Raw genomic sequence first — 24,347 nt, 5'->3', positions numbered from 1 at the left:
GGCCTTCCGCGACGGGTATCGGATTTGTCAATTATATCGTCATGAACGAGCATAAAATCATGCATAAGCTCAATTGATATGGCTGATCTATATAGCCCAGTAGCTTCTTTATTGCTAAATCCGAGATAGCCGATTACGAAAAGTATTGGACGGGCGCGCTTACCATCTCTATTTGCAAACTCGCAGATATTCTTGTATAAAACAGGGGAGATTTTCTTAAGATGATAGCGCTTGTCAGTGTCTTTTAGAAAAGCAGAAATTTCCTTGTCTATTTTACTTTTTATTTTTAAAATCATAAAGTTATGTTAACATATAGTTAAAGAGAAAGCAATAAATATGGATAATATGATAGTATTTTAAATTTTGCGTAAATTTTGTTCAGCGGGTGACGCCGAGCCGGGGCACCCCGCCGAGCGCAGTGGGCGAGCACGGTGGGGTGGATCGGCGGCAGGACCCGCTGACTTTGAAGCAAAATTGTGCAGTCCGTTTTATATTGCCCTATGGCTAAAATAATTATAAGAGCCTTAAGATTACCATTTATTACTGCCAGTATCCTTCCTTTTGTGTTTGGTTCACTTATCGAAAGAAGCAATTTTAACTATTTTTGTTTTTTCTTGGGGCTTGTGAGTGTCATCTGCACACATCTAAGCGCCAATCTTATCAATGATTACGCGGATTCCAAGAGCGGAGCTGATTGGAAGGACAAAAATTTTTATGGATTATTCGGCGGCTCAAAACTTATTCAGGAGGGGCTGCTTTCCGAGAAATTTTATCTAAACCTTTCAATTGTCTTTGCAGTAGTTGCTTTTCTCTCAGTAATTATTCTTGCCATAGCATTAAATAGCCTGTTTGTTGTTTTTATCTACCTGACGATTATATTTTTAAGCTGGTCGTATTCGCATAAGCCGTTTCAATTTTCTTACTGTGGTTTAGGTGAAATTTTCCTTTTTTTGCTTTTTGGCCCGGCACTTGTAATGGGTGGGTATTTTATTCAAACCGGAATATTCCCTGATTTAAAAAGTTTTATTTTATCCGCACCTTTTGGTTTGTTTACAACTGCAATCCTGTTTGCTAATGAAATCCCCGATTATCCTCAAGATAAAGCTGCAAGAAAGTTTACTTGGGTGAGTGTTTCGGGGCCTAGAAAAGCTTTTATTTTATATTATTTGTTGATGTTTTTAGGATTAGCTTCAATAGTTTTAGGTTTTTTTCTAGGTTACTTAAAGGCATTTTCTTTATTGTCACTTTTAGCAGCTGTTATTGTTTTAAAAGCGGGGAGAATTATTAAAAAGCATTATACGGAAAAAATGGAACTCGTAAAATCCTCTCGGATGACGATAGCTTTGCAGTCAATCATAAGCATAATTTTAATCGTGGGGCTTTTTCTATGAAAAAAATCTTAATTATCGGAGCTGGTTTCGGCGGATTATCCGCAGCAAGGATTCTTTCAAAGACTTCTTTTAACGTAACTCTCGTTGATAAGAAGGAAACTTTTGATTTTCTACCAATGCTTCCGGATTGTTTAGGAAGAGGTATAACTCCTGATTTTCTTGGCTATAGGATTGAAGAATTGGCTAAGAGGTACAGGTTCGATTTTATAAACGAAGAAGTGTTGTCGGTTAGTTTAGATACGAAAGAGATTTCTACCGCTAATAAGAAAATAAATTTTGATTATCTGATAATTTCTGTCGGTTCTGAAACTAATTTTTACGGGAATGAAAATATAAGGCAAAATTCCTTTAAGCTTGATAGCGTGGAGGATGCAAAGAAAATAATCAGCATTTTGAATAAAGATATTTTTGATAATTACATAGTTGCAGGAGGTGGTTACACCGGAGTGGAGGTAGCGACGAACTTAAGCTTATTTTTGAAGATAAAGAAGAGATTGGGAAAAGTCGTTGTAGTTGAAAGAGCTCCTTCATTGCTAGGCGTGCTTCCTGAGTGGATGAAAGAATATGTTTTAAATAATTTTAAGAATCTGGGTATAGGCATTTGTGTTAATAGCAGTATTGAAAAAATAGAAGGGAAGAGAGTTTTTGTATCCGGAGATAAAATTTTTGAAAATTCTTTGGTAATTTGGGCTGCCGGCGTTAAGGCTCCAAGTTTTGTTCAGAATTTAAATGTAGAAAAAAATCCTCAAGGAAGAGTTAAGGTCGATGATTTCTTAAGGCTCAGTGAGTTTTGTTTTATTATCGGAGACGCTTCTTACTTTTCTTTTAGGAATAATTATTTACGTATGGCAGTGCAGTTTGCGATTACTCAAGGAGAGTGTGCTGCTATAAATGTAACGAGGGGTATACAAAGGCAGAGGCTGATAAAATACAAGCCTCTTGATTTTGGCTATATTATTCCTATGGCTAATAATAAGTCTTGCGGAAGAGTGTTTGGTGTTAATTTAAAAGGAGCGATACCTACTTTATTGCATTTTTTAATGTGTATTTACCGTTCATTCGGCTTTCGCAATAGATTTGGGATAATCAAAGATTTGTTAAAGGGGGGTGGCAAATGATGGATTTAGCAATTTTAGTTATCCGGCTTGGACTCGGGATTATGTTTTTCGCGCATGGGCTGCAGATGGCATTTGGCTTATTCGGGGGCAGCGGACCTGAAAAATTTGCTGAAATGTTGGTTGGTTTGGAATTTAGGCCTGCATTGTTTTGGTCCTATCTTGCTGCTTATACTGTATTAATTGGGGGATTGTTTTTAATCCTAGGTATAAGCGTAAGAACAACTTCAATCTTTTTGATAATATTTATGCTTGTTGCAGCTATCAAGGTGCATTTAAGTAAAGGTTTTTTCATTACAAATGGCGGATTTGAGTACAATTTTGTGGTAATTTTTGTGTTAATCGGCCTATTAATTTGCGGCGCAGGGAAGTTCAGCCTTTTTAATAAATTATAAAATAATCTTTAAGAAAATTATCATAACTCCTTGACATTTTGTGATTTATTGATATTATAATTTTAATATGGCAAAATCAACGGGTCAAGAACGCAGAAAGCATAGCCGTTTTACAGCCTATCATTTGGCCAAATATAAGCTTTTGGCAACTGAGCCGAAAGAAACTTGCTTTTGCCTTGCCGCAGTTAAGGATATTGGCGCAGGAGGCATTCGTATGCGCATTGATAAGTTGCTGCCAATGTCCAGCCTTTTAGAGTTAAAAATCAATTTTCCCGCTTTTAATTCTCCGGTTTTTGTTTTAGCAAAAGTCGTTTGGATAAAATCATTTAAGACTGGTAAGTATATTGAATATGGGCTGCAATTTACTGAAATAGAAGAGGCGGTAAGCAGTATCATTGCTAAGCGTTTATTCTCCGTCGAAGAAAAGCTTAAAAAAAGAAACTTAATCTATAAGTTTGCCGGGTTGTTTAAATTAAAGAAAACAAGCAAGAGGTGAAAACCAACTATTTTTTTTTGATTATTATGGGATTTATAATTCTTCATAAGCCGTCTTTCGCCCAAAATTCTCCATATGATTTAATGCGCGATAAAATCATGTCTGATGCGGTTATGAGTAATCCCGCAAGAGAAGCTGCTATGTCTGCGGCTTTAAGGAATAATCTTGTTTTTGATAATACAAGAGAAAAAATGATTAAGGCTTCTCTTGAGCAGGAGGAGGTTTTAGGTTCTATTGAGAAGGCAGGATTCAAGAGAAGGGATTCTTTGATGCCTTTGTCCGGGACGCCTAGCGGTGTAGTGGGTGAAACACTTGATTTCTTAAATAATATCTTTCATCCATATGCTTCAATTTCTACGGAATATACCAATAATCTTTTTAATCAGGATGACAAGCTTAACCCTTCTTACGATTTGATCAACACTGTAAAGCCGGGGTTGAAAGTAACTATTGGTGAAACGCCTGCCAAGTTTTCTAAGGAATATGGACAGATTGAGAGCAGGAGAATGTTTTCTTTGGTGTTAGACGGAGGTATAGATGAAAGATTTTATAAGAGGAATACTCATCTTAATCGTATAAGGCCATATGGCAGTTGGAATATGATTTTTGGAAACAATAAGCACAAAATATTATTTTCCTCTTCTTTTGTAAAATTTTCTACTTTAAATTCTGAATTGACAACAGGTGCAAGTGGTGTGACTGGCAATACCATATACAATTCAAACATTGGCTACGGAATTGATTTTAGCCGTATGGATTTTGATACTAAATACACTTATACGCATAGTGTTTATGATGGAGCTTATGGCAGTAGCAATACTGACGACCAAAAACTTTGGGCGCTTATGGCTTATATAAAGCCTATTTCTATGCCTAAAACTAGGTTCTTCTTGGAATTTGATTATGGTACTATTGAGTATTTAAAATCAGGGACAAATCTAGATAATAGTTGGTACTATAAATTCTTTGTTGGTATTGACGGAAAGATTACAGCTAAAATAAAAGGGAATATGAAGTTTGGTTATGGGCGAAAAATCTTAAAGGAGAATAATTCTCCAAAAGATTCTCCTTCCGTAGAAATGGGATTAACTTATAATTATGATAAATTGACTAGGTATAGATTAACATTATACAATGGTATGCAGGAATCAATTAACCGTTCTTTAACAACCAAGAGTTATTTTAATAGTGTTATTGGTTATGAGCATGATCTTGCTTTTAATCCTAAATTTTCTTTAGGATGCAGTTTGAATCTTTCAGATACTAAATATTCTAGTAAACAGAACGATAAGGTTGTAGGGTTTACGCCAAGCCTTTCGTATGCTTTCCGTAAATGGCTAAAGATGAACCTTAAATATACTTTTCAAAAGCAAGATTCCAATGTTTCATATAATAGCCCTATGACGAATAGTGTTGCTTTTTCTGCAAATTCGGAGTTTTGAGAATGAGAAAAATATTAATATTTAGTTTTTTTATTTTTGTTATTTTTGGGGTTTCAATAGCGCAAAATGAGAATGGTGCAGTCAAAGATATAAAATCAAAAGTCGATTCAGACTATCAAATCGGAATAAGCGATCTTTTAGAAATTAAAGTTTATGAAGAGCCGGATTTGTCTAGAGAAGTCAGAGTGGGTCCGGATGGAAATATTTCTTATCCATTAATTGGTAATATTAAAGCAGAGGGTTTAACAGCCAGAGAGCTGGAAAAAAAATTAACTGATTTGTTAAGTGGCGGATTTATGGTTAGCCCGCAAGTATCTGTTTTTATTAAGCAATATGCAGAAATTTCAATACTTGGAGAAGTTAAGACTCCCGGGTCTTATGAAATGAAAGCGGTTTTTAGTTTAACACAGGCAATTGCAACCGCTGGAGGTTTTACCGATAAAGCTGATACTAGCAAGGTTAAAATAATACGGAATGTGGGAAATAAAAAAATGACAATGGAGGTGGATGCTCAGCAGATTTTGGATAGAGAGGTGCCGGATATTGACCTTAAAGGAAACGATACTATAGTTGTAGATAAGTTGGGTACTATTTCAGTTTTAGGGAAGGTTGAAAAGCCCGGAGTTTTTGATTTAAAGAAAGGTATGACTGTTCTTGATGCTATTGCTTTAGCGGGGGGGCTCTCCGAAACAGCTATGGCAAATGGAACAAAAGTTATTCGTACCTATGAAGGAAAAAAACAAATATATGTTGTGCCTGTAGGTTCAATCTTAAAGACAGGTGATGAAACAAAAGATATCGAGCTTGAGCCAGATGATACAATTTCTGTCCCGGAATCATTCTTTTAGAAGGATAAATTATGCTACCTAATCCCGAAACAAGCCAAGTAACGATACAAGATTATTTAAGAATAATAAAAAAAAGGATATGGTTGATCTTAGCCTGCGTTTTTATTATTACTACCGCGGTTACGGTATATGTATCGCAGCAGACCCCAATGTATCGAGCGACAGCAAGCCTTCTAATTGATCTTGTGCCTCCGAAGGTTATTGGGGTTGATGAGGTTTATAGAGAAAGCTTATGGGGGGAACCTTTCTTGCAGACTCAAATTAAACTACTTTCTTCGCTTGCTTTAGCAGAGAAAGTAGCGGATGAATTGCGTGCAAGCAAAGATTCCTATTATAAAAATATTTATAATTTACCTGAAAGGCTTAGGCTTCAAGTTAGAATTGAAATGCCAAAGAATACACAGATAGTTTTGCTAAGTGTTGATGATACTGATCCATTAAGAGCAAGCACTATAGCTAATGCTTTTGTAAGAATCTATATGCAGCAGGATGTTGAAAAGAGGAATCGGACCGTAAAAGAGGCTTCTTCATGGCTGCAGTCTCAAATTGGCAGCTATAAGGATAAATTAAGAGAGGCAGAGGAGGCTTTAAATAATTACGTTCAAACAAACAAAATTGTTGATTTGCCTGACATAGAAAGAAAAACACAAGGTTTGTTAGAGGCGCTAAAAGGTGAAAAGTCAAAACTTGAAACAGAGCTTGCGGAAGGAGCTAAGCGTTATAAGGAACAGCACCCTAAAATTATCGCAATTAAAGCACAGCTTGAAGATATAAATGATAAGCTTATCAATGAAACCAATCATCTTTTGGAGTTAAACCAGAAATTAGTCCAATATAATCTATTGAAAAAAGAAGTAGAATCTAGTCAAAACGTTTATACTGGTATGTTAAGCCGCCTTAAAGAAACTGGGATAGCAGAAAAGATTGAGACATCTCGTATAAGCGTTGTTGACTATGCTAAGCCTCCGGAGTTCCCTTTTAAGCCCAATAAACAGAAAGCTATGCAAATGGCGGTTATTTTCTCTTTGATTATTGGAGTAGGGATTTCTTATCTGTTAGAGTATTTAGATTCTAGTATCCGGACAGCAGAAGATGTGAGCTCTTATTTAAATTTACCTTTTTTGGGGTATATCCCATCCGTGTATAAAGAAGCTAAAACAGATTCTGAAAAAGCCGTGCTTGCTTTGCAAGGTGCCCAATCTCAAATCAGCGAAGCATTCCGTGCGGCACGCACTTCAATTCTTTTTGCTACCCCTGAAGACAAGCCTCTCCATATTATTTTACTTACATCTTCTCTGCCTCAAGAGGGAAAAAGTTTTGTTTCTTCTAATTTGTCGATAGTATTTTCTCAATTGAATGAACGGGTAATTTTAATAGACATGGATATGCGTAGGCCCAAGATTCACAAGAACTTTAATATTGACCAAAAACCCGGCTTAAGTGATTTTCTTACAGGAGGCGTTGATTTAGAAAAAATAATTAATAAAACTAGTATCCCGAACCTATTTATAATCCCAACCGGAACGATTCCTCCTAATCCAAGCGAGCTCCTTTCTTCAAAGAAAATTATTACTCTACTCGAAGATTTAAAAGGAAAGTTCAACCGGATTATTGTTGATTCTCCTCCTGTATTAAGCGTAGCAGATTCCCAAATATTATCAAATATTGTTGATGGCGTTGTTTTGGTAGTCAAGGGGGCAAGTACTCGTTTGGAAGCAGTTGACAGGGCAAAGAAGAAGCTCTCGGAAGCAAAGAGTGGCCGGACAATAGGAGTTATCGTTAATAATATTGCTCCTGAAAAAGAAGATAAGTATTACTATTACCATTATTACTATAGTGAAGAAGGCAAGAAAGTTAAGAAAAAATAATACCATTTTATGCATCGAGAAGAAGCAGTTGAATATTTAGGCTCTTTTGTTATTGAGGCATTTCTTTTATCGCTTGTATTTTTCCCACCACTTATCTACGGCGGAGTTACAAATACTCCAATTTTCTTAATTGAGTTAATTAGTATTCTGCTTGTCTTTGTTTTTATTTTGAAGTGTTTTTTCAAAAAAGAATTTCATCTAATCAGATTCCCATTCTTGCCATTAGTTTTATTTGTTTGCTTAATTTTATTCCAATTGCTTCCTTTACCGCTAGATTTCTTATCTGTTCTTTCGCCTAAAACAGGTTTACTTTTCAAAGACTTTATGGTTAACCCAGCCAGCAATCATTCTTTAAGCATTAATCCCGAATTAACTGTAAGTATGTTACTGTTGTTTTCTAGCTATCTGTTTATATTTTTTACAGTTATAAATTATATTGATACGATAAAAAAGATTAAAAGGTTATTCGTTGCTATTATTGTTATTGGATTTGTCGTTTCTTTCTATGGAGTCGTTAGTCGTTTTACTCCCGCCATACTAAAATTCTCAACTTTCACAAATCGCAATCATTTTTCAGCTTACATCCAGATGGTAATACCTTTGGCGATTAGTTATTCTTTGATATCTCCTTTGGCTATTCGTATTTCGTCTTTGTTTATGGCATCCATAATGACCTTGAGTTTGTTCTTGTCTCTTTCTCGGGGAGGCATAGTGAGTTTTCTTATGAGTCTTTTTCTTTTATTGTTATTCTTAAGTATTAAAATAAGAGAGAAAAGAAATACTTTTATGATTATTGCTGTGGTATTAATCCTTGCGATTTCCTTTGGAGTTTTTAGCTCAAAACATGTTGCTCAAAGATTAGAAACTTTAACACATCCTCTTAAAATATATTCTGATAGATTGAATGTGATTAAGAATAGTGCGTCAATTATTAAAGATTTTTCTTCATTTGGCACCGGGCTTGGTACTTTTGGAGAAATATTCCAGAAATACAAAACATTTGAGAGCCATATTGAATATGATGTGTTTAAATTCGCCCATAATGAACCAGTGCAGCTTTTAGTAGAAACAGGAATTTTCGGTTTTTTGCTTGTTTTAATTTTTATATTCCTTTATTTCAAGAATATATTCCTGAAATATTCCAGAAAAAATAATGTTTATTTAATTTGTATAATATTAGGATGTTTGTTTGGGTTGTTTTCAATAACTTTACATAGTTTGTTTGATTTTGTTTTTCATGTTCCGGCAAACGCTGTCTTATTCTGTATTATTTTAGCTCTGGTCTATAGGGTTATTTATTTGGAGGATGTACATTCTTCATTGGATATCCCTTATTTTAAGATAAGGCTCCCTATGCCAATAAAAATTAGTTTATTAACGGCATTAACTTTAACTTTAATTTTTGTTTTCTCCCTTGTTCTGAAGCAATATGAGTCAAAGATAATTTTTGATAAAATAATTAATGTTAAAATTCCAGATAAGAAAATTGATGCTATAATCGAATACCGTAAGCTTATAAAGAATATCAGTTCGGCAATAGCCCTTAATCCTGGCAATAGTCTATATTTGGAGAAAAAAGCTGATTTATTATCAGAGCTCGTTACTAGAGAAGATTTTAAAGATGAATTAAAGAATTTTGATGAATATAATTCTAAGGAAAAAGTATTGTTTTTATCAGAGGAGCTTTATAAGAAAGCAATAGACCTTAATCCTACAAATGCTAATTTTCATATGAAATTGGGCTGGCTATATAGCGAACTTGATTATAAGGATTTGAGTCAAAAAGAATTTAAAAAAGCTATCTTACTTGATCCGATGAATAAGAAGATTAAAAATTATATTGATAATGTTTTAAAAGAATAGAGTAGCCATAAGTTTTAGCTGTTTTGAGTTGTTTCAATTTTAGAATTATATTAATTAGTTTTGGGAGAGCACAGAGTGAGGAGTTTTATTTTTTTTATTTCTGTAAAGATATTCTCAGTAATTCAGAAGTTTTTTCACGAAAAGTTTAATATTAATTTACCGGGCTTTGAATTTCTTTATGGGAATATTAAGCGAGATTATATTTTGGAAGTAAATGGATCACAGATGTATTTTAATCATAAAATCGCAAGGGCCTATGACCGATTAGTGGCAGGTTTATGGAATGAACCAGAAACTCACCTGTTCCTCTACAGAATACTTAGTAAGATTACTTTTGAAGTTGATTTTATAGATGTTGGTGCTTGTGTTGGTGAATTTGTCATTGATATGGCGCGCCATAAGAAAGTTAAGTCTGTTTTTGCATATGAGCCAGTTTATGAAGGTTGTAAATCTATAAATTTAAGTTGCTCTATTAACGAATTCAAAAATGTGAATGTTTCGAACATTGCTTTGGCTAACGAATGTAAACAAGCTATGTTCAATTACAATTTACGGGCTCCCGGAGGTTCAAGTATTTTTGAAAAATTTAACAAATCTTATATTGTTAACTGCTCAACGTTAGATATTCAATTCCCCGATTATAGGTTTAATTGTATTATTTTAGCTGATTGCGAAGGATCAGAGGCTGTAGTTCTAGAAGGGGGTAGTAATTTTATAAGAAATAATTTACCATTAATTATCTTTGAATACAATGATGTAAGTAGAAAACATTTTGATTTAAATAAAATCCAGGGTATTCTCGGAGATGAATATAAGATATACCGCTTAAATTATTCTGGCTATTTAGATACTAATTATAATGATACTTGGAATATGGTCGCAGTTAATTTAAATTCTCCATTCTATCCAGCAGTTGATTTATTTATTAAAGGAGATAAATAGCGTGGCATCAGTTTTTTTAACGATTTTTTCATTTTTGGCTGTTTATCCTTATTTTATTTATCCTCTGATTATAGCTATAATTTATGTGGTTACTTTTTTGAGAAAAAACAAGGATGATAACCATGTAATTATCTCGGAATTTCCAAAAGTCAGTGTTTTGCTTTCTGTGTATAATGAAGAAGGAGTGGTTGAGGATAAGATCAAGAATATATTTTCCTTGGATTATCCTCAAGACAAGCTCGAGTTGTTAGTAGGTTCCGATGGTTCTTCTGATAATACAAACAAAATCATTCATTTATTTAATGATAAAAGGCTGCACCTTTTTGAGTTTAATGACAGGAGGGGGAAGCAGCAGGTATTAAAAGACCTTTTTCGAGAAGCAGAAGGGGAAATCATTCTTATTACCGACGCAAATACTATTTTTGATACAAAGGCCTTATTATATATTATGCCGAATTTTCAAGATAAGCATATTGGAGGGGTTTGTGGTAGGCTAGTTTTGAAAAAGAAAGATTTTCAGTCTAATGAATATCTGCAATTTTATTGGACATTGGAAAACAAATTAAAATCTTTAGAGAGTAACGTTTGTAGTATAATGGCTGTAAATGGCCAGATTTTTGCTTTACGAAAACAGTTATTCCAGTTTGGCGAAGAAGGTTTAGCAACTGAAGATCAAGTCTTAGGCATGAAAATAATTGAAAATGATTACAGGCTTATTTTTGAATCTCGCGCTTTGGCTTTTGAAGAAATAGGAGATATTTGGTCGGAGTTTGAGAGAAGAATTAGGATTAGCTCTGGTAACTTTCAATCCTTCTTTATTTTGAAAAAGCTTATTTCTTTTAAAAAGGGATTTAGGTCTTTCTGTTTTTGGTCTCATAAAGTTTTGCGTAACTTAACTCCAGTGTTCTTATTTGGTTTTTTAATTTCAAACAGTTTTCTTCTGCAAAATAATTTTTTGAAAATCTTATTTATTGTCCAGATCATTTTCTATATTCTAACAGCCCTATGTTTTTTATTCAAAAATTTGTATCATTTTACCGGGCCTCTAAAGTTTTTTTTGTCTTTTGCGATTATGCAATTAGCAATAATATTCGGTTTTTTTAGGTTTATAAGAAGGGAAAAGCTGTCAATATGGGAGAAGCAGAGATAAAGGTAGGTATGATTTGTAATTTTCCACCTGAAAAGGCAAGCCAGGGGTATATGTTGGATAGCTTGATGCCTTTTGTATCAGGGGTTAAGTTTATAAAAATTGGCAGCCTTAATTCAGATGCAGACTATAAAATTAATTTAAAAAGCTTTAACTTGTCGGATTCTATCCGCGATATAATAAAAAAGGAAAAATTATCTTTGCTTCATGTGCATTATATTGCTCCTTTTTTTGGCAGGCGTACATTAAATTTCAACCTATTGCCTTTGTATGATTTAAAGATTCCAGTTGTAACTACAATTCATGAAGTTCAGTATAATCTTAAATCAAACCTTAGGTCATTTAGTCCGTATTCTGTATTAAAATACTTTGTTTTAAGATTTATTCAATATGAAATAGTAAGAAAATCTGTTTTCGTTATAGTTTTTAATCATCTTATGGCAGATTTCCTAAGAAGCATTTATCCACCAGCAAAGGTTGAGGTTATCCCAGAACCCTGTGAAAAAAGATATGAAGTTCAGAAGGTTTCATCAAAAAAAATAATATTTTTTGGCGTTTTTTCTCCGGGAAAAGACGTGGAGTCTCTTTTAGGGGCTATGGTATATTTAAGTGGTTATAGCCTTTGTATTGTTGGTAGCCTTCCAGAGAGCGTAAACTACAGATATCTAGAGAAAATAAAGCATCTTATTAGAGAGATGGGATTAGAAAACAGGGTTAAACTCATAACTAAGGATTGGTTTTCTGAGAGTGAGAAAAAAGATTTCTTTGGAAGATCCGATGTTATTGTTTTGCCTTATAGCTGGGGACCATATAATTCTGGGTTAATCAGAGATGCCTGTCAATATGGATTGCCGATGGTTGTTACTAGGGTAGGATTTATTTGGGATCCGGTTAAAAGGTATGATTTGGGAATAGTTGTTGAACCTCATAATGCGAAAGAATTAGCGAATGCCATAGAAAATGTATTTTCAAAAATTGAGAATTATAGAAACAATGTAATGAGTTTATGTTTAAAATCAGATTATAGCCAAGTAGCTAGGAGCTACAAGTCAATTTATTATTCTTCGTTAGGACAAGCGGAGGGAGTTTAATAAAATAATCCATCATGTGGAATAACAATATTTTAATAATCTTTTTCTTGGTACTGTTTGGGCTTTCTTTCCTGTTGAGTAAGCGGTTGCTTCTTTATATTTGCTTATTGTTTATTTTTTTACTACCACGGGCAGGATTTATTTTATCGCAATTATCTTTACCATTAGCTTTTGGTTATATAATTGCTACCATTATAACCATGAAATATTTTATTTTAAAAATAACTAGTGGAGAAAAATATAAGATAAAAATAGACAATCCAATCGCTAAGGTTTTCCCTTTTTATTTCTTAATTTGTTTATATTCTTTATTTTTGGGGATTATCTCTGAGGCCCCAGTTGCTATAATGTATATTGAGTTTTTTTTCTACGCGTTATCATTTTTGATCTATTATGCTTTTATTGATGTATTTGCCGATGAATCATTGATAGACATTTTTATCAAATTAACCATTCTAATAAGCGTAATCTTATCAATATATGGATTTTTAGTTTTTACTTTTGGGGAAAAGTTGCTTATTAATAGTGTGACTTATAATTCAACTCAAAGAGGGGCTCTGGACGCTTTATTGATTACAAGGAGAACTATGTCTTCTTATGGGGATGGGAATGTGTTGGGAGCTCAGTTAGTCATATTCTGCACGATTATTATTACTATCCTATTTAATGTTAAATCGTCTTTATTGAATAAACTTTATTTATTATTTGCATTTATAATAAATTCTTTGTGCCTATATTTGACCAATTCTCGCGGTGCTTTGATCGGATTTGCTCTTTCTTTAGTAATTTTGCTTATATTACGCTTCAGGAAACTCTGGTTATTATTGCCAGTTGGTATTCTTGTATTCTTTTTTATAACTTCGCAGCAGGTATCATTATCTGAAACACATCGTTTTTTCCAAAAGGAATCATATGAAGAGGATATACGTTTTTCTTTTGGTGATACTGCAAAGAACATCGTAACAAATGCCCCTTTGGGGACCGGATTCGGCCTTAATCTGGATGATTCGTTTAACAATATTGAGAAATGCGATTCTATTTGGGCCGGTTACAACAGTTTCTATCTACAAGTTCTAGGTAGGGTTGGGTTAATTGGAATGAGTTTGTTTATTTTTATGATGTTTTTAATGCTAAGGTATTTTCTTATTAACTTAAAATATATAAGTGACCCTCTCAGGAAAAATTTTGTTTTTGGGGCCAGTATCGGGATTATATGCGCACAAATTTCTTGGTATTCAAATAATGTATATATGTTGCCTGGAGGATTATTGAATTTTTGGTTTTTATGTGCAATGTTAACTATCATCGTTTCTATTGAAAAGAACAAAATTATGAAAGCTAAATCTGATGCTTAAGAGACAGTGGATTAAATTATTTACAAATGGGTTGTGTTTTCTCCTTAAGATTTTAAGCCCTATCTTTAAGAAGAAAGTCGAACTATCTTTAAAGAATAAAGAATTTTCCAATATTCTAGTTATTAAACTGTGGGCAATTGGAGAGGTCGTTATAGCTACACCCGTTCTTAGAAGTTTAAGAAAACGTTATCCCGGTGCAATAATTTCTGTCCTCGTAGGAGAAGTGTCTGAACCTATAATTAGGAATAATCCGAATATCAATCGTGTTATTCCGATAGATGAAAAAATATTCTTGAAATTCAAGCTGTTAAAGATTATTGGTTTGCTCTCTAGATTAAATAAAGAAAAGTTTGATTGCGTAATTATTCTGCATCAATCTCTATATATTAGTTTATTTGCCTTTTTGTTGAATATTCCAGTTCGTCTTGGATTTGATAGGGGTGGTCAAGGAGTTCTGAATACACATAATATTGCCTTAGATGGTAAAAATCCAATCTTTTTAAGGGATTATAATGTGAAGATAGTGGAAGAATTTGGTATTTACGCTGACGATTGGCATGCAGAAATATATACTGGAAAAAATGAAGATGAATTTGCCAGAAGATTTCTGTTGGAAAATGGAATCTTAAGTGAAGATATAATAGTGGGGTTAATAATAGCAGGAGGGGTTAATTTGGCCGCCACGAGCCTTCAATCAAATATTATTTCAAAATTGTGGCCTATTGAAAATTATATTGAACTTTCAAACAAGCTATTGAATAACGGGATGGTCAAGATTTTTTTCTTTGGAGGAGAGCATGAAATGGAGAAATATGGCAACAAGATCCCCATTGTAAGGGGAAGGGCTTTTAATCTCCTTGGAAAATTGTCCATTTTGGAAATGCTTGCTATTATTAAAAGATGTAATTATGTTGTTGCTAATGATTGTGGGCCTATGCATATCGCATCTTCATTAAACGTTCCAATGTTGGTTATCTTTGGCCCTACTGACCCAGGGCTTTTCAGGCATTTTCAAAGCAATGTAGAAATTATAAAGTCAAATGTAGAGTGCAGCCCTTGTTTTAATCCTTACACGTTCCCTAATATCGTAGTAGATTGTAAACATGTTCGATGTATGAAAGATGTTAATCCGGATCAAGTTTACGGAATGATTTCGAAAAAGGTTAAGTTTATATGAATTCCATCCAGCCAAAACTAATATACGTTTCTTGTCCTTTGTGCGGACGAGATAACACAAGAATTATATTTCAAGAACATAGTTATTGTTTTGATTCGCCAATAATTTTTAACATTGTAAGGTGCAATCATTGCAGGATGGTTTATACAAACCCTCGGATCGCAAGTGATAACTTAACATATGAGAATCGAGATAGTCTTGTTTTTGAAGAATTAAATTCTTATGCGGCGGCTAAAAATGAAGTTTTTCAGCTCGCCATCAATCGTTTATTTAAGTTTTTCCCTCCGCCCGCTTTTCTTATTGATGTGGGGTGTGGTTCAGGAGTCTTTCTTGAAATAGCTAATAAATGTGGCTATAAAGTTTTAGGGGTAGAATCAAGTAAAGTTGATGTAAAATATATTGAAGAACGGTTTAATTTCTCGGTCCTGGAGTCTCGGTTTGAGTCTTTAAATACGGTAGGGCTGTCAGCAGATATTGTCACCATGTGGGATGTCATTGAGCACGTCTCTAATCCAAGAGACTTTATTAGGAAGGCGAATATGATATTAAATGAAAATGGTGTTTTAGCTATGCGTTTCCCTGGGGCTACGTTCCATCGAATAAAATCTGTTTTCCTGAAATTATTCAGACAAGGTAAAGGGAATGTTTATTCTCCCGTAATCCATTTAAATTTCTTTTCTCCTGTAACTATCCGTAAAATGCTTTCAGAAGAATCTTTTGATATTATAGAAACTTATACAACTACTCCAGAGGGGCTTGGTAGTAAGGGTTTGCTTAGGATTATGCGAATAACTTGGGGAAAGATTGCTTATTTTATTGCTAGGTTGACAGGTATTTATCTTGATAATATTGAAGTATATGCACGCAAAAGACAGCAACGTAAAGCTTCCTAAAGGTTTTGAATAATGTGTAATACAATTTCAACAAACGAATCAGATTCCTTGAAAGAAAGATCTCTCCGCGGAGCTTTTTTTTCTATTTCTTCAACTTTGTTTCAGCAAATAATATCTGTTGTGATTGTAGCTTTCTTGGCCCGTATTCTTCAACCTGCAGATTTTGGTGTAACAGATATGGTTGTTGCATTTACTCTATTCGCTGAACCTTTTGTTGATATGGGACTGATACTGTTTACTGTAAACAGGCAGAATTTAACCCATTCTCAATGGTCAAATCTTTTTTGGATTAATCTTATACTTGGATTATTACTAGCTTCTTTAATTATTAATATTTCTCCGTTAATTGGGCTTTTCTATAATTACAAAGATGCTGGAAGGATCGCTGTAGTGTTTGGACTGTGTTTTATCCCTCTTGGGGTGTCGATACAACCATCCGCACTTCTTATACGCCAATTAAGATTTGCTAGAATTGCCTTTATTGAATTTGTAAGTCTTGTTATCGGTGGGCTAGTTGCTATAAAGATGGCATTAGCCGGTTTTGGACCTTTTGCGATTGCCTGGAGGATGTTGGTTTACCATTCAATCAGGTCTGTTTTATTGTTATTTTTTGTTACTTGGAAGCCATTGCTGCCCACGAATATTTTGAATTTTAAAGAAATTTTTTTATTTGGTAGCAAGATTACAGGGTACAATTTAATAAAAAATATTCCTCAGCAATTTGATAAGATACTTCTTGGTAGGACGAATGGAAGATTTACTCTAGGTTTATATTCTCGTGCTTTTTCTCTGGCGTATCTGCCAATTATTGTTTCGGTTCAGTCATTAATCCCAGTTTTTGTTTCTTTATTATCAAAATTCCAGGATAGGGTTGAAAAATTCACTAAAACTTCACTGCAAATCTTTAAAATGATAAGTTTTTTGATATTCCCTATATTTTTTCTTTGTTTTATATCAGCTATGGATATCATCCATCTGTTTTATGGCTTGAAATGGCTGGAAATTGTGCCAATATTTCGTATCTTGAGTATCGGTTTTCTTTGCCAGGGGATTATTTGGATATGTGAATGTGTATTTATCTCTATTGGGAAGCCAGGTATTGTTTTTCGCGTCTCAATTATTAGGACCGTTGTTATTTGCCTGAGTTTTATGATTGGTTTGCGATGGGGTATGAGGGGAGTTGCGATTGCATTTTCAGCTTCAACTGTTTTAATGCTACTGCCGTATCTTTTTTTAACAGCGTCAACTTTGTCGCTTAGAGTAACTTTAATCCTTAAAGAAATGATCCTCCCGTTAATTGCTTCAATAATAATGGTAATAATGGTTCATGTTTTTCGTTACGTTGTAAATGATATGATTTTTTGGGGATTAAGATTTATAATTTCTGTAGTATTAGGATTAATTGTTTATATTTTTATTATTACATTATTTCAAAGAAAGGCTTTAGGATCGATTGCATTATTGATAAAAAGTGCAATTTTTAGAGAAAAAGCAGATTTATAAGAACTAAATATATGAAACTACTTTTTATTAGCAATATGCCTTCTCCATATCAGTTGGAATTATTTAAAAGCATAATTGATAATAATCTTGCTGAAGTCCATGCTATCTTTTGTACTTGGGGATATCCATCTCGAGACTGGAATAAACCTTTATTGCCTCAGGGATTTCAGGTATTGCCTCAAATTTCATTTCAATATCTTTTGCCAGATTTTATTCTAAACTTTGGTATAAAAAGAAATATACTCAATTTTAATCCTGATATTGCTATTGTTGGATCTTATATGTTCCCAGGCATTCAGCATGCTGCATCCGTCTTTAATAAGCTTAATATTCCTTGGCTATTTTGGGAAGAGTATCATTTATTTCATAGGAATTATTTTAAAAGAAAGATTCGTTCTTATTTGCTTGCTAGAATTGTTCAGAAATGTAATGCTATTTTAGCTATCGGCAACCGTGCAAAATCTTTCTTTGAGGCGTTTTCAAAAGGAGAAAAGAATGTTTATAACTTTCCCTATGCGTCAAATCTTAAGAGGTTTAGCGGTAAAATGCAAAGTAGGGAATGCGAAGACTTATGCTTTATTTATTCAGGACAACTTATAGAAAGAAAAGGAATAGATATATTATTGCGTGCATTTTTTAGGATTGCACCGCATTATAAAAATACTAAGTTGCTTATTTTGGGTGATGGTTTATTGCGTAAAGAGCTGGAGAATATGGTACCAAGGGATTTACTCAATCGTGTTCAGTTCAAAGGTTCTTTGCAGTGGGATGAGCTTCCAGAATATTATAATAATTCAGATATCTTTGTTTTTCCTTCGCGTCACGATGGTTGGGGGATAGCTCCAGTTGAAGCGATGGCTTCGAGTCTCCCTGTAATTTCTACGCGCGAAGTAGGTTCTATGCTAGATTTAATCCAAGATGGGTACAACGGTTTTTTATTTGAAAAAGATGATATTGAAGGATTGAGCAAGCTTATGGTTTATTTTTGTGAAAATCGTCCTGAAATAAAGCGAATGGGTGAAAATGCTTGTAAAAGCATAACAGATTTAGATGTAGGTAGGGCAGGGGAGAAATTAATTGGAATTTTAGCTCGTGTTTTATCGGAGAATAAAAGAGCCCATGGATAATAATTTAAGAGTGATTTTCTATATTGAATCTAATGTGCTTGGAGGTTGCGAGAGAGCGGCATTAGAAAGAGCTATAGGTGTTGAGGAATTGGGAGTTAAAACCGGTGTCGTATGTTCTGAATATCTAGACCTAGGGTTATACAAAGAAAGAATATGCAAGCTAACTTTGGGATGTCAAAAATTGCCATTGAAATCTCACAGAGAGTATATAATTAAGGCTTTCTTTCCAAGCCTTGATTTTAAACAAATAAGATTAGTCAAGGATGCATTATTGAAAAATAAGCCTGATGTGCTTATAGTAGTGCAATCAGGCCCTGATGGCTGCCATACTGCTATTCATGCGGCTACAAGTTTAAAAATTCCAATAATTGCTGATCTGGCTTTAATTTCAGATCCAGTAATAATGCCATATAAAGGCAGTATATTTAGATATTGGTGGTTCAAGATTCATTATCGACTATGTAAAGCTATAATAACAAACTGTAGAAAGAATGAAGAAATCTTAAGACGCTTGGGTTGTGTTTCGAATGTTCCGTTAAAAGTAATACATTATGGCATAAAGTATCGAGAGTACCCATCTTGTCCAAATTTACAAGAACGTATTGCTGCGCGTAAGGATATGGATGCTACTGATAATTCATGGGTACTAGGAGCGGTAGGGAGGCTTACTATTGAGAAAGGCCATAGTTGGCTTATTAAGGCATTTGGAGAATTATTGCAAGTGATGCCTGATGCTAAGCTAGTTATTATTGGAGATGGAGAGCTTTATCCTAAGCTAAAAACGATGAGTTCAGTTTTTGGAGATTCAGTAAAGTTTATGGGATGGCGTGAAGACGTGTTTCGTTTATATTGGGGGATGGATGTTTTTGTGTTGCCTTCAAAAGTAGAAACTAATGCATTGGTTGTTTTACAGGCTTTTGCTGCAGGCATACCTGTTATTGCAACAAATGTACATGGAATGTCTGAAAAAGTTCATGATAAAGAAAATGCTCTGTTAGTAGATTACGAAGATACCAAGGGTTTTATTTCCGCTATGTTAGAAATCAGAAAAAATGATGCATTAGTAGCAAAAATGAAAGATAATGCTTTTAAGCTTGTGAGCGAAGAGCTTGAATTTGGTAATCAAATAATTGAATATAAGAATTTTATTATTGAGATGTTAAGATAAAGGGTTTTATGAAAGTTCTATTTTTAAATCCTCCTTTTGAAAATAAGAAATATTCACGGGCTTCGAGAAGCCCTGCAGTTACAAGAAGCGGCACTCTTTACTATCCATTTTATTTATCATATGCTGCTGGTGTTTTAGAGCAGGAAAAAGGCATAGATGTATTTATGATAGACGCTATTGCTGAGGGGTATAACGAAGCTTCTCTTATCCAAAAGATTAAGAATATCAGTCCTTCTTTAGTTATATGTGACACTTCAACTCCTAGTATTTATAATGACGTAAGAATTTGTGAGCTAATTAAGAACACATTGCCTCATGTTGTTGTTTTCTTGGTGGGGACCCATCCAAGTGCCTTGCCTGAAGAAACATTGTCTTTGAGTCGGTTGATAGATGGCATAGCAAGAAAAGAATATGATTATACCATTAGAGATATCGCTTTATTTTTAAGAGACGGAAAAGATTGGCATCAGGTAGATGGTATCTCATATCGGGATGGCATGAACTTCGTTAATACGAAAAATCGTGAATTTATCAACGATTTGGATTCTTTACCTTTTGTTGCAAAAGTATATAAACAAAAACTAAATATATATAGATATTTTTTTGCTGCAGGAAGGTATCCTATGGTAATGATGGTTACAGGTAGGGGATGCCCTTTTCAATGCAGGTGGTGTCTTTATCCACAGACAATGTATGGGCATAAGTATAGGCTTAGAAGCCCTGAAAATGTTTTTGCAGAATTAGAATATATAACAAAAGAATTGCCGCAAGTTAAAGAGATAGGGTTTGAAGATGATACATTTACTGCAGATTTAGATAGATGCGAGAAGATATGCGATTTAATAATGAAAAATAAGTTGCGGATAAGATGGTGGGCAAATGCAAGAGCAGATCTACCGTTGGAAATTATGAAGAAAATGAAAAGTGCAGGTTGCCGGCTCTTGATTACTGGTTTTGAATCAGGCTCTCAAAGAATTCTAGATAATGTATCAAAGAAAATAAAAATAGAGGATTCTTATCTATTTGCAAAGAATGCAAGGCGGGTAGGGCTTTTGGTTCACGGATGTTTTGTGTTGGGTAATATAGGAGAAACAAAAGAGGATATTTTGGAAACAATAAATTTTGCTTTATCTTTGCCTATTGATACAGCTCAATTCTTTCCTATGATTGCCTATCCTGGAACATATGTTTACCAATGGGCAGTAGATAATAATTGTCTTATAACGAAAGATTTTCGAAAATGGCTCACACCAGAAGGTTTGCACGCAAGCGTTATTGATCTTCCTGGTTTGCAATCTTGGGAAGTTATGCAATTTTGTAATATGGCGAGAAAGAAATTTTATACCAGGCCGGTTTATCTGTTGAACAAGATTTGGCAGTCTATTTTCTCATTCCAAGAAGCCAAACGTAATTTTAAAACTTTCTCTAGTTTTAAGAAGTACGTCTTTGGAAAGGAAGGAAAATAGGAAGCTTGCCAAAACCAAAAGAATTGGGGTTAACTACGAGTTATGATTAAAAGAATTTTTGATTTTTTACTTTCTTTATCAGGTATAGTAATTTCTTTGCCTCTTTGGGGGTTGATTTCTTTTTTGATAATCCTAGAAAATGGTTTACCTGTTTTTTACTTTCAGGAAAGGTCAGGTAAAAATAAAACAACTTTTAAGGCGATAAAGTTTAGGTCTATGGTTAAAGATGCAGAGAAAAATACAGGAGCCATACAAGCTAAGGAAGATGATGAAAGAATAACTTTTGTTGGAAGAATACTTAGGTCAACAGCTATGGATGAGCTCCCGCAGCTTATCAATATTTTGAGGGGGGAAATGAGTTTTGTGGGGCCAAGGGCGCTACGCCCAAGTGAAAAAGAAACACAGGGGGAAACCGTAAAAAATATATATGAGTATCCAGGATTTGAAGAAAGGTCTAAGGTTATTCCGGGCCTTACGGGTATTGCCCAGATTTTTGCCCCCAGAGACATAAGCAGGGAAGAAAAGTTTAAGTTTGATATTTTTTATGTTAGAAATAAGAGTTTTTTTCTTGATATTTACTTAATTTTTCTCTCATTTTTGATTACTTTTAAAGGGAAATGGGAGACCAGAGAAGATAAATTTTGTTTTTTTGGTGAAGGGTTAAAAGAAAAGGTTAGTCGCGGAGTTAGTAAAATAGTCTTGTAAAAATGATTTTAATTTTTTAATACAATTTATTTATGAAGATTAAAAAAAACAAAAAGATTTTCTTTGTTGATAATCCCGATGCCCCAGGATTTAAAGATTTCTGGGTATTGCTTGATAATGGATTATGGGAATTGGGGATATTCCAAGTTTTTGACGAGTTTCTTGACAAAGAGCATTCCTATATTGATATAGGTGCTTGGGTTGGCCCAACAGTACTATATGGCTGTCAACTTGCTAAACATTGTTATGCAATAGAACCAGATCCAGTTGCCTTTAAAATTCTGCAGGAAAATATAGATTTAAATCAAAACTTAGCTAGTAATATTACGTTATACAAAGGCTGTATTGCTGATAGATCTGGAATGAGCAAACTTGGAAGCAATACGCAGTTTGGGAATGCTTTATCTAGTTTATTAACTAATAAGAGTAGTATATTTCTGGATGTGCAATCTTTGACATTTGAAGATTTCATAAAGAAAAATAATATTAATGATTGCAATTTTATAAAGATGGATATTGAAGGTGGAGAGATTAGAGTATTGCCAACTATGAGAAAGTATTTACAAGAGAAAATGCCAACATTATTTTTGTCTTTACACCCATTTTGGTTTGAAGATAAAGAAAAAGATTGCAAAGCAATTATCAATGTATTAAGTATTTATCCATCTATCTATCGCGAGGATGGGAAAAAGATAGGATTAGATGAACTTTTTACCATTCTAATGTCATTGCAAGGTGAAAATTATTCGGTCATTGCAACATTAAATTGGGATTATAATAAAAGATTATTTCATTTCTATAGGTATAAAATAAGAAAATTTAGCAATAGAGGTAAGTATTATTTATTCCATCCATTTAAATTGCTAAGAGCTGTAATCTCAAAATTTAGCGAGGTAATTAAAAAGCAAACCATTCTGAAAAAATAAGGTTCTCTATTAATGATTAAAAGGTATGTTTACAAGTGAATATTTTGTATAATCTTTTGTAGGCTTTAGCAAAATGCTTTAGTATGAGTTTAATTTCTTACAAACTTTCGAATGGAACAATTTTTCCAACAAAAAGAGATGATGAATAGAGTATATAATTTAATTAAGAAAATCTTTGTGACTATTTATGCCATACCGAGAATTTTTAATCTTCATGTGCTTCCGGGCCATTTTTATAGTCCAATCCCTTCTTTAGATGAAGCACGTAAGGCTGAAAAAAAAATTTGGCCGGAGAATATGCCGAAAGTTTTACCGGGAATTGATCTTAATGTTGATGAACAAGTTGCTTTATTCAATGAGTTTGTACCTTTTTACAGAGATTTACCTTTCAAGTCATTTAAATCAAATGAATTGAGATTTTATTTTGAAAACCCTGCTTATCAATATTCGGATGCAATCTTTCTTTATTGTATGATGAGAAAACTCAGACCAAAGAACATTATTGAGATAGGGTCTGGTTTTTCTTCATGCGCAATAATGGATACAAATGAGGTATTTTTAGGCAATGAGACAAAGGTTACTTTCATAGAGCCTTTCCCATCCTTGCTAATCTCTTTAATGAAAGATAGTGATAAAAAGCAATACCGTATTCTACCTAAACGATTAGAGGATTGTGAATTATCGGAATTCGCAATCCTGCAAGAGAACGATATCTTGTTTATTGATTCAACGCATGTAGCAAAGGTTAATAGCGACGTTAACCAGCTCTTTTTTAATATTCTTCCGCTTTTAAACAAGGGTGTTTATATCCATTTTCATGATATATTTTACCCATTTGAGTATCCAAAAGAACTTATTTACGGAGGATGTGCTTGGAATGAGGGGTATATTTTGAGAGCTTTTTTACAATACAACAATTCGTTTAAGATAGTTTTCTTTAATACTTTTTTAGAACATTTTTTTAAAGAAATGTTTGAAGCTGAAATGCCACTTTGTTTAAAAAACCCAGGAGGAAGCATCTGGATAAAGAAATGCGGTACCTAATAATAATATATTTCTTAGGAATCATTTTTAATTAATGAAATCCGTTGATTTATAAACATTGGTTTGTAGTGTGGAAATACGGTTAACTTCTTGTGTTTTCTTGACTTAGGTGTATTTTTATGGTATCCTTTTAATAGGAGTAGAAAGATGAAAAATAAATTTTTCTTGGTTATTATTTTGGTAGTAATTGTTATTTTATCTCTATATGCTTATTCTTTTGCCCGCCGAAAAACTCCTTTACCTAAACCAGAAGATATGGCTGGTAAAGAGGCGTCTGCTTTTATGCCTGATAAAGCCCAAGATAAACCCGTTTCTCAGGGTAGTAAGGACCTCAAAGTAAGCGGGCCGGTGTGGGTCGGAGAATAAGTTTAACCTACAAACTGTC

23 protein-coding genes are annotated in these 24,347 nt (G+C 33.8%); 22 read left to right on the top strand and 1 reads right to left on the bottom strand.

Features of this window, described 5'->3' with window-relative positions; all coding sequences use genetic code 11:
- Positions 1-296: polyprenyl synthetase family protein (locus PHO70_04890; GenBank protein ID MDD5432307.1), on the bottom strand; the 296-nt coding region annotated here is incomplete at its 3' end.
- A 204-nt stretch (positions 297-500) separates the two neighbouring features.
- Here PHO70_04890 and PHO70_04885 point away from each other — a divergent pair.
- From PHO70_04885 to PHO70_04780, 22 genes are all read left to right on the top strand, one after another.
- Positions 501-1,391 (top strand): prenyltransferase, encoded by an 891-nt coding sequence (locus PHO70_04885; protein ID MDD5432306.1) that lies wholly within the window; start codon positions 501-503, stop codon positions 1,389-1,391.
- A complete protein-coding gene (locus PHO70_04880; protein ID MDD5432305.1) occupies positions 1,388-2,509 on the top strand; it encodes an FAD-dependent oxidoreductase in 1,122 nt (373 codons plus the stop codon). Before PHO70_04885 ends, PHO70_04880 begins: the two co-directional genes overlap by 4 nt.
- The gene (locus tag PHO70_04875) at positions 2,506-2,901 is read left to right on the top strand and encodes a DoxX family protein (GenBank protein MDD5432304.1); all 396 of its coding nucleotides are present in this window, start codon (positions 2,506-2,508) and stop codon (positions 2,899-2,901) included. The genes PHO70_04880 and PHO70_04875 overlap by 4 nt, the downstream gene beginning before the upstream one ends.
- 67 nt (positions 2,902-2,968) lie before the next feature.
- Positions 2,969-3,397, top strand: coding sequence for a PilZ domain-containing protein (locus PHO70_04870; protein ID MDD5432303.1), 429 nt, complete (start codon positions 2,969-2,971; stop codon positions 3,395-3,397).
- A 26-nt stretch (positions 3,398-3,423) separates the two neighbouring features.
- Complete coding sequence (locus PHO70_04865; protein MDD5432302.1) at positions 3,424-4,839, top strand: outer membrane beta-barrel protein; 1,416 nt, start codon at positions 3,424-3,426, stop codon at positions 4,837-4,839.
- Between the two features lie 2 nt (positions 4,840-4,841).
- Positions 4,842-5,687, top strand: a complete 846-nt coding sequence (locus PHO70_04860) for an SLBB domain-containing protein (GenBank protein ID MDD5432301.1) — start codon at positions 4,842-4,844, stop codon at positions 5,685-5,687.
- Between the two features lie 11 nt (positions 5,688-5,698).
- Positions 5,699-7,555 (top strand): polysaccharide biosynthesis tyrosine autokinase, encoded by a 1,857-nt coding sequence (locus PHO70_04855; GenBank protein ID MDD5432300.1) that lies wholly within the window; start codon positions 5,699-5,701, stop codon positions 7,553-7,555.
- 9 nt (positions 7,556-7,564) lie between these two features.
- Positions 7,565-9,418 carry an O-antigen ligase family protein gene (locus tag PHO70_04850; protein ID MDD5432299.1) on the top strand — a complete coding sequence of 618 codons (1,854 nt, stop codon included), beginning with the start codon at positions 7,565-7,567 and terminating at the stop codon, positions 9,416-9,418.
- 75 nt (positions 9,419-9,493) lie between these two features.
- Positions 9,494-10,360 (top strand): FkbM family methyltransferase, encoded by an 867-nt coding sequence (locus PHO70_04845; protein ID MDD5432298.1) that lies wholly within the window; start codon positions 9,494-9,496, stop codon positions 10,358-10,360.
- A gap of 1 nt (position 10,361) precedes the next feature.
- Positions 10,362-11,510: a glycosyltransferase gene (locus PHO70_04840; protein MDD5432297.1), complete on the top strand. Its 1,149-nt coding sequence runs from the start codon at positions 10,362-10,364 to the stop codon at positions 11,508-11,510.
- Positions 11,492-12,598, top strand: a complete 1,107-nt coding sequence (locus tag PHO70_04835; protein MDD5432296.1) for a glycosyltransferase — start codon at positions 11,492-11,494, stop codon at positions 12,596-12,598. Before PHO70_04840 ends, PHO70_04835 begins: the two co-directional genes overlap by 19 nt.
- Before the next feature lie 200 nt (positions 12,599-12,798).
- The gene (locus PHO70_04830; protein ID MDD5432295.1) at positions 12,799-13,953 is read left to right on the top strand and encodes an O-antigen ligase family protein; all 1,155 of its coding nucleotides are present in this window, start codon (positions 12,799-12,801) and stop codon (positions 13,951-13,953) included.
- Positions 13,946-15,130: a glycosyltransferase family 9 protein gene (locus tag PHO70_04825; protein MDD5432294.1), complete on the top strand. Its 1,185-nt coding sequence runs from the start codon at positions 13,946-13,948 to the stop codon at positions 15,128-15,130. The genes PHO70_04830 and PHO70_04825 overlap by 8 nt, the downstream gene beginning before the upstream one ends.
- Before the next feature lie 137 nt (positions 15,131-15,267).
- Positions 15,268-16,023: a class I SAM-dependent methyltransferase gene (locus tag PHO70_04820; GenBank protein MDD5432293.1), complete on the top strand. Its 756-nt coding sequence runs from the start codon at positions 15,268-15,270 to the stop codon at positions 16,021-16,023.
- A 12-nt stretch (positions 16,024-16,035) separates the two neighbouring features.
- Positions 16,036-17,526 carry a lipopolysaccharide biosynthesis protein gene (locus tag PHO70_04815; protein ID MDD5432292.1) on the top strand — a complete coding sequence of 497 codons (1,491 nt, stop codon included), beginning with the start codon at positions 16,036-16,038 and terminating at the stop codon, positions 17,524-17,526.
- 11 nt (positions 17,527-17,537) lie between these two features.
- Positions 17,538-18,653, top strand: coding sequence for a glycosyltransferase family 4 protein (locus tag PHO70_04810; GenBank protein MDD5432291.1), 1,116 nt, complete (start codon positions 17,538-17,540; stop codon positions 18,651-18,653).
- Positions 18,646-19,821, top strand: coding sequence for a glycosyltransferase family 4 protein (locus tag PHO70_04805; GenBank protein ID MDD5432290.1), 1,176 nt, complete (start codon positions 18,646-18,648; stop codon positions 19,819-19,821). Before PHO70_04810 ends, PHO70_04805 begins: the two co-directional genes overlap by 8 nt.
- An 8-nt stretch (positions 19,822-19,829) precedes the next feature.
- Positions 19,830-21,287, top strand: coding sequence for a radical SAM protein (locus PHO70_04800; GenBank protein ID MDD5432289.1), 1,458 nt, complete (start codon positions 19,830-19,832; stop codon positions 21,285-21,287).
- A 42-nt stretch (positions 21,288-21,329) separates the two neighbouring features.
- Positions 21,330-21,992, top strand: coding sequence for a sugar transferase (locus PHO70_04795; protein MDD5432288.1), 663 nt, complete (start codon positions 21,330-21,332; stop codon positions 21,990-21,992).
- A gap of 32 nt (positions 21,993-22,024) precedes the next feature.
- Positions 22,025-22,918 (top strand): FkbM family methyltransferase, encoded by an 894-nt coding sequence (locus tag PHO70_04790; protein ID MDD5432287.1) that lies wholly within the window; start codon positions 22,025-22,027, stop codon positions 22,916-22,918.
- A 138-nt stretch (positions 22,919-23,056) separates the two neighbouring features.
- Positions 23,057-23,962, top strand: a complete 906-nt coding sequence (locus PHO70_04785; protein MDD5432286.1) for a class I SAM-dependent methyltransferase — start codon at positions 23,057-23,059, stop codon at positions 23,960-23,962.
- A gap of 147 nt (positions 23,963-24,109) precedes the next feature.
- Positions 24,110-24,328: a hypothetical protein gene (locus PHO70_04780; protein ID MDD5432285.1), complete on the top strand. Its 219-nt coding sequence runs from the start codon at positions 24,110-24,112 to the stop codon at positions 24,326-24,328.
- Positions 24,329-24,347 lie beyond the last annotated feature (19 nt).

The organism is Candidatus Omnitrophota bacterium (assembly GCA_028715415.1).
GTDB lineage: Bacteria > Omnitrophota > Gorgyraeia > Gygaellales > Profunditerraquicolaceae > JAQURX01.
This window is presented reverse-complemented; position numbering and strand designations above follow the sequence as displayed.

What these genes read in the sequence shown, in the direction of transcription:
- PHO70_04830 (MDD5432295.1), top strand. Translation starts at nt 12,799, where the DNA reads ATGAAATATTTTATTTTAAAAATAACTAGTGGAGAAAAATATAAGATA.
- PHO70_04860 (MDD5432301.1), top strand. Translation starts at nt 4,842, where the DNA reads ATGAGAAAAATATTAATATTTAGTTTTTTTATTTTTGTTATTTTTGGG.
- PHO70_04785 (MDD5432286.1), top strand. Translation starts at nt 23,057, where the DNA reads ATGATGAATAGAGTATATAATTTAATTAAGAAAATCTTTGTGACTATT.
- PHO70_04820 (MDD5432293.1), top strand. Translation starts at nt 15,268, where the DNA reads ATGGTTTATACAAACCCTCGGATCGCAAGTGATAACTTAACATATGAG.
- PHO70_04800 (MDD5432289.1), top strand. Translation starts at nt 19,830, where the DNA reads ATGAAAGTTCTATTTTTAAATCCTCCTTTTGAAAATAAGAAATATTCA.
- PHO70_04825 (MDD5432294.1), top strand. Translation starts at nt 13,946, where the DNA reads ATGCTTAAGAGACAGTGGATTAAATTATTTACAAATGGGTTGTGTTTT.
- PHO70_04810 (MDD5432291.1), top strand. Translation starts at nt 17,538, where the DNA reads ATGAAACTACTTTTTATTAGCAATATGCCTTCTCCATATCAGTTGGAA.
- PHO70_04780 (MDD5432285.1), top strand. Translation starts at nt 24,110, where the DNA reads ATGAAAAATAAATTTTTCTTGGTTATTATTTTGGTAGTAATTGTTATT.
- PHO70_04865 (MDD5432302.1), top strand. Translation starts at nt 3,424, where the DNA reads ATGGGATTTATAATTCTTCATAAGCCGTCTTTCGCCCAAAATTCTCCA.
- PHO70_04870 (MDD5432303.1), top strand. Translation starts at nt 2,969, where the DNA reads ATGGCAAAATCAACGGGTCAAGAACGCAGAAAGCATAGCCGTTTTACA.
- PHO70_04815 (MDD5432292.1), top strand. Translation starts at nt 16,036, where the DNA reads ATGTGTAATACAATTTCAACAAACGAATCAGATTCCTTGAAAGAAAGA.
- PHO70_04855 (MDD5432300.1), top strand. Translation starts at nt 5,699, where the DNA reads ATGCTACCTAATCCCGAAACAAGCCAAGTAACGATACAAGATTATTTA.
- PHO70_04875 (MDD5432304.1), top strand. Translation starts at nt 2,506, where the DNA reads ATGATGGATTTAGCAATTTTAGTTATCCGGCTTGGACTCGGGATTATG.
- PHO70_04880 (MDD5432305.1), top strand. Translation starts at nt 1,388, where the DNA reads ATGAAAAAAATCTTAATTATCGGAGCTGGTTTCGGCGGATTATCCGCA.
- PHO70_04850 (MDD5432299.1), top strand. Translation starts at nt 7,565, where the DNA reads ATGCATCGAGAAGAAGCAGTTGAATATTTAGGCTCTTTTGTTATTGAG.
- PHO70_04795 (MDD5432288.1), top strand. Translation starts at nt 21,330, where the DNA reads ATGATTAAAAGAATTTTTGATTTTTTACTTTCTTTATCAGGTATAGTA.
- PHO70_04835 (MDD5432296.1), top strand. Translation starts at nt 11,492, where the DNA reads ATGGGAGAAGCAGAGATAAAGGTAGGTATGATTTGTAATTTTCCACCT.
- PHO70_04790 (MDD5432287.1), top strand. Translation starts at nt 22,025, where the DNA reads ATGAAGATTAAAAAAAACAAAAAGATTTTCTTTGTTGATAATCCCGAT.
- PHO70_04805 (MDD5432290.1), top strand. Translation starts at nt 18,646, where the DNA reads ATGGATAATAATTTAAGAGTGATTTTCTATATTGAATCTAATGTGCTT.
- PHO70_04885 (MDD5432306.1), top strand. Translation starts at nt 501, where the DNA reads ATGGCTAAAATAATTATAAGAGCCTTAAGATTACCATTTATTACTGCC.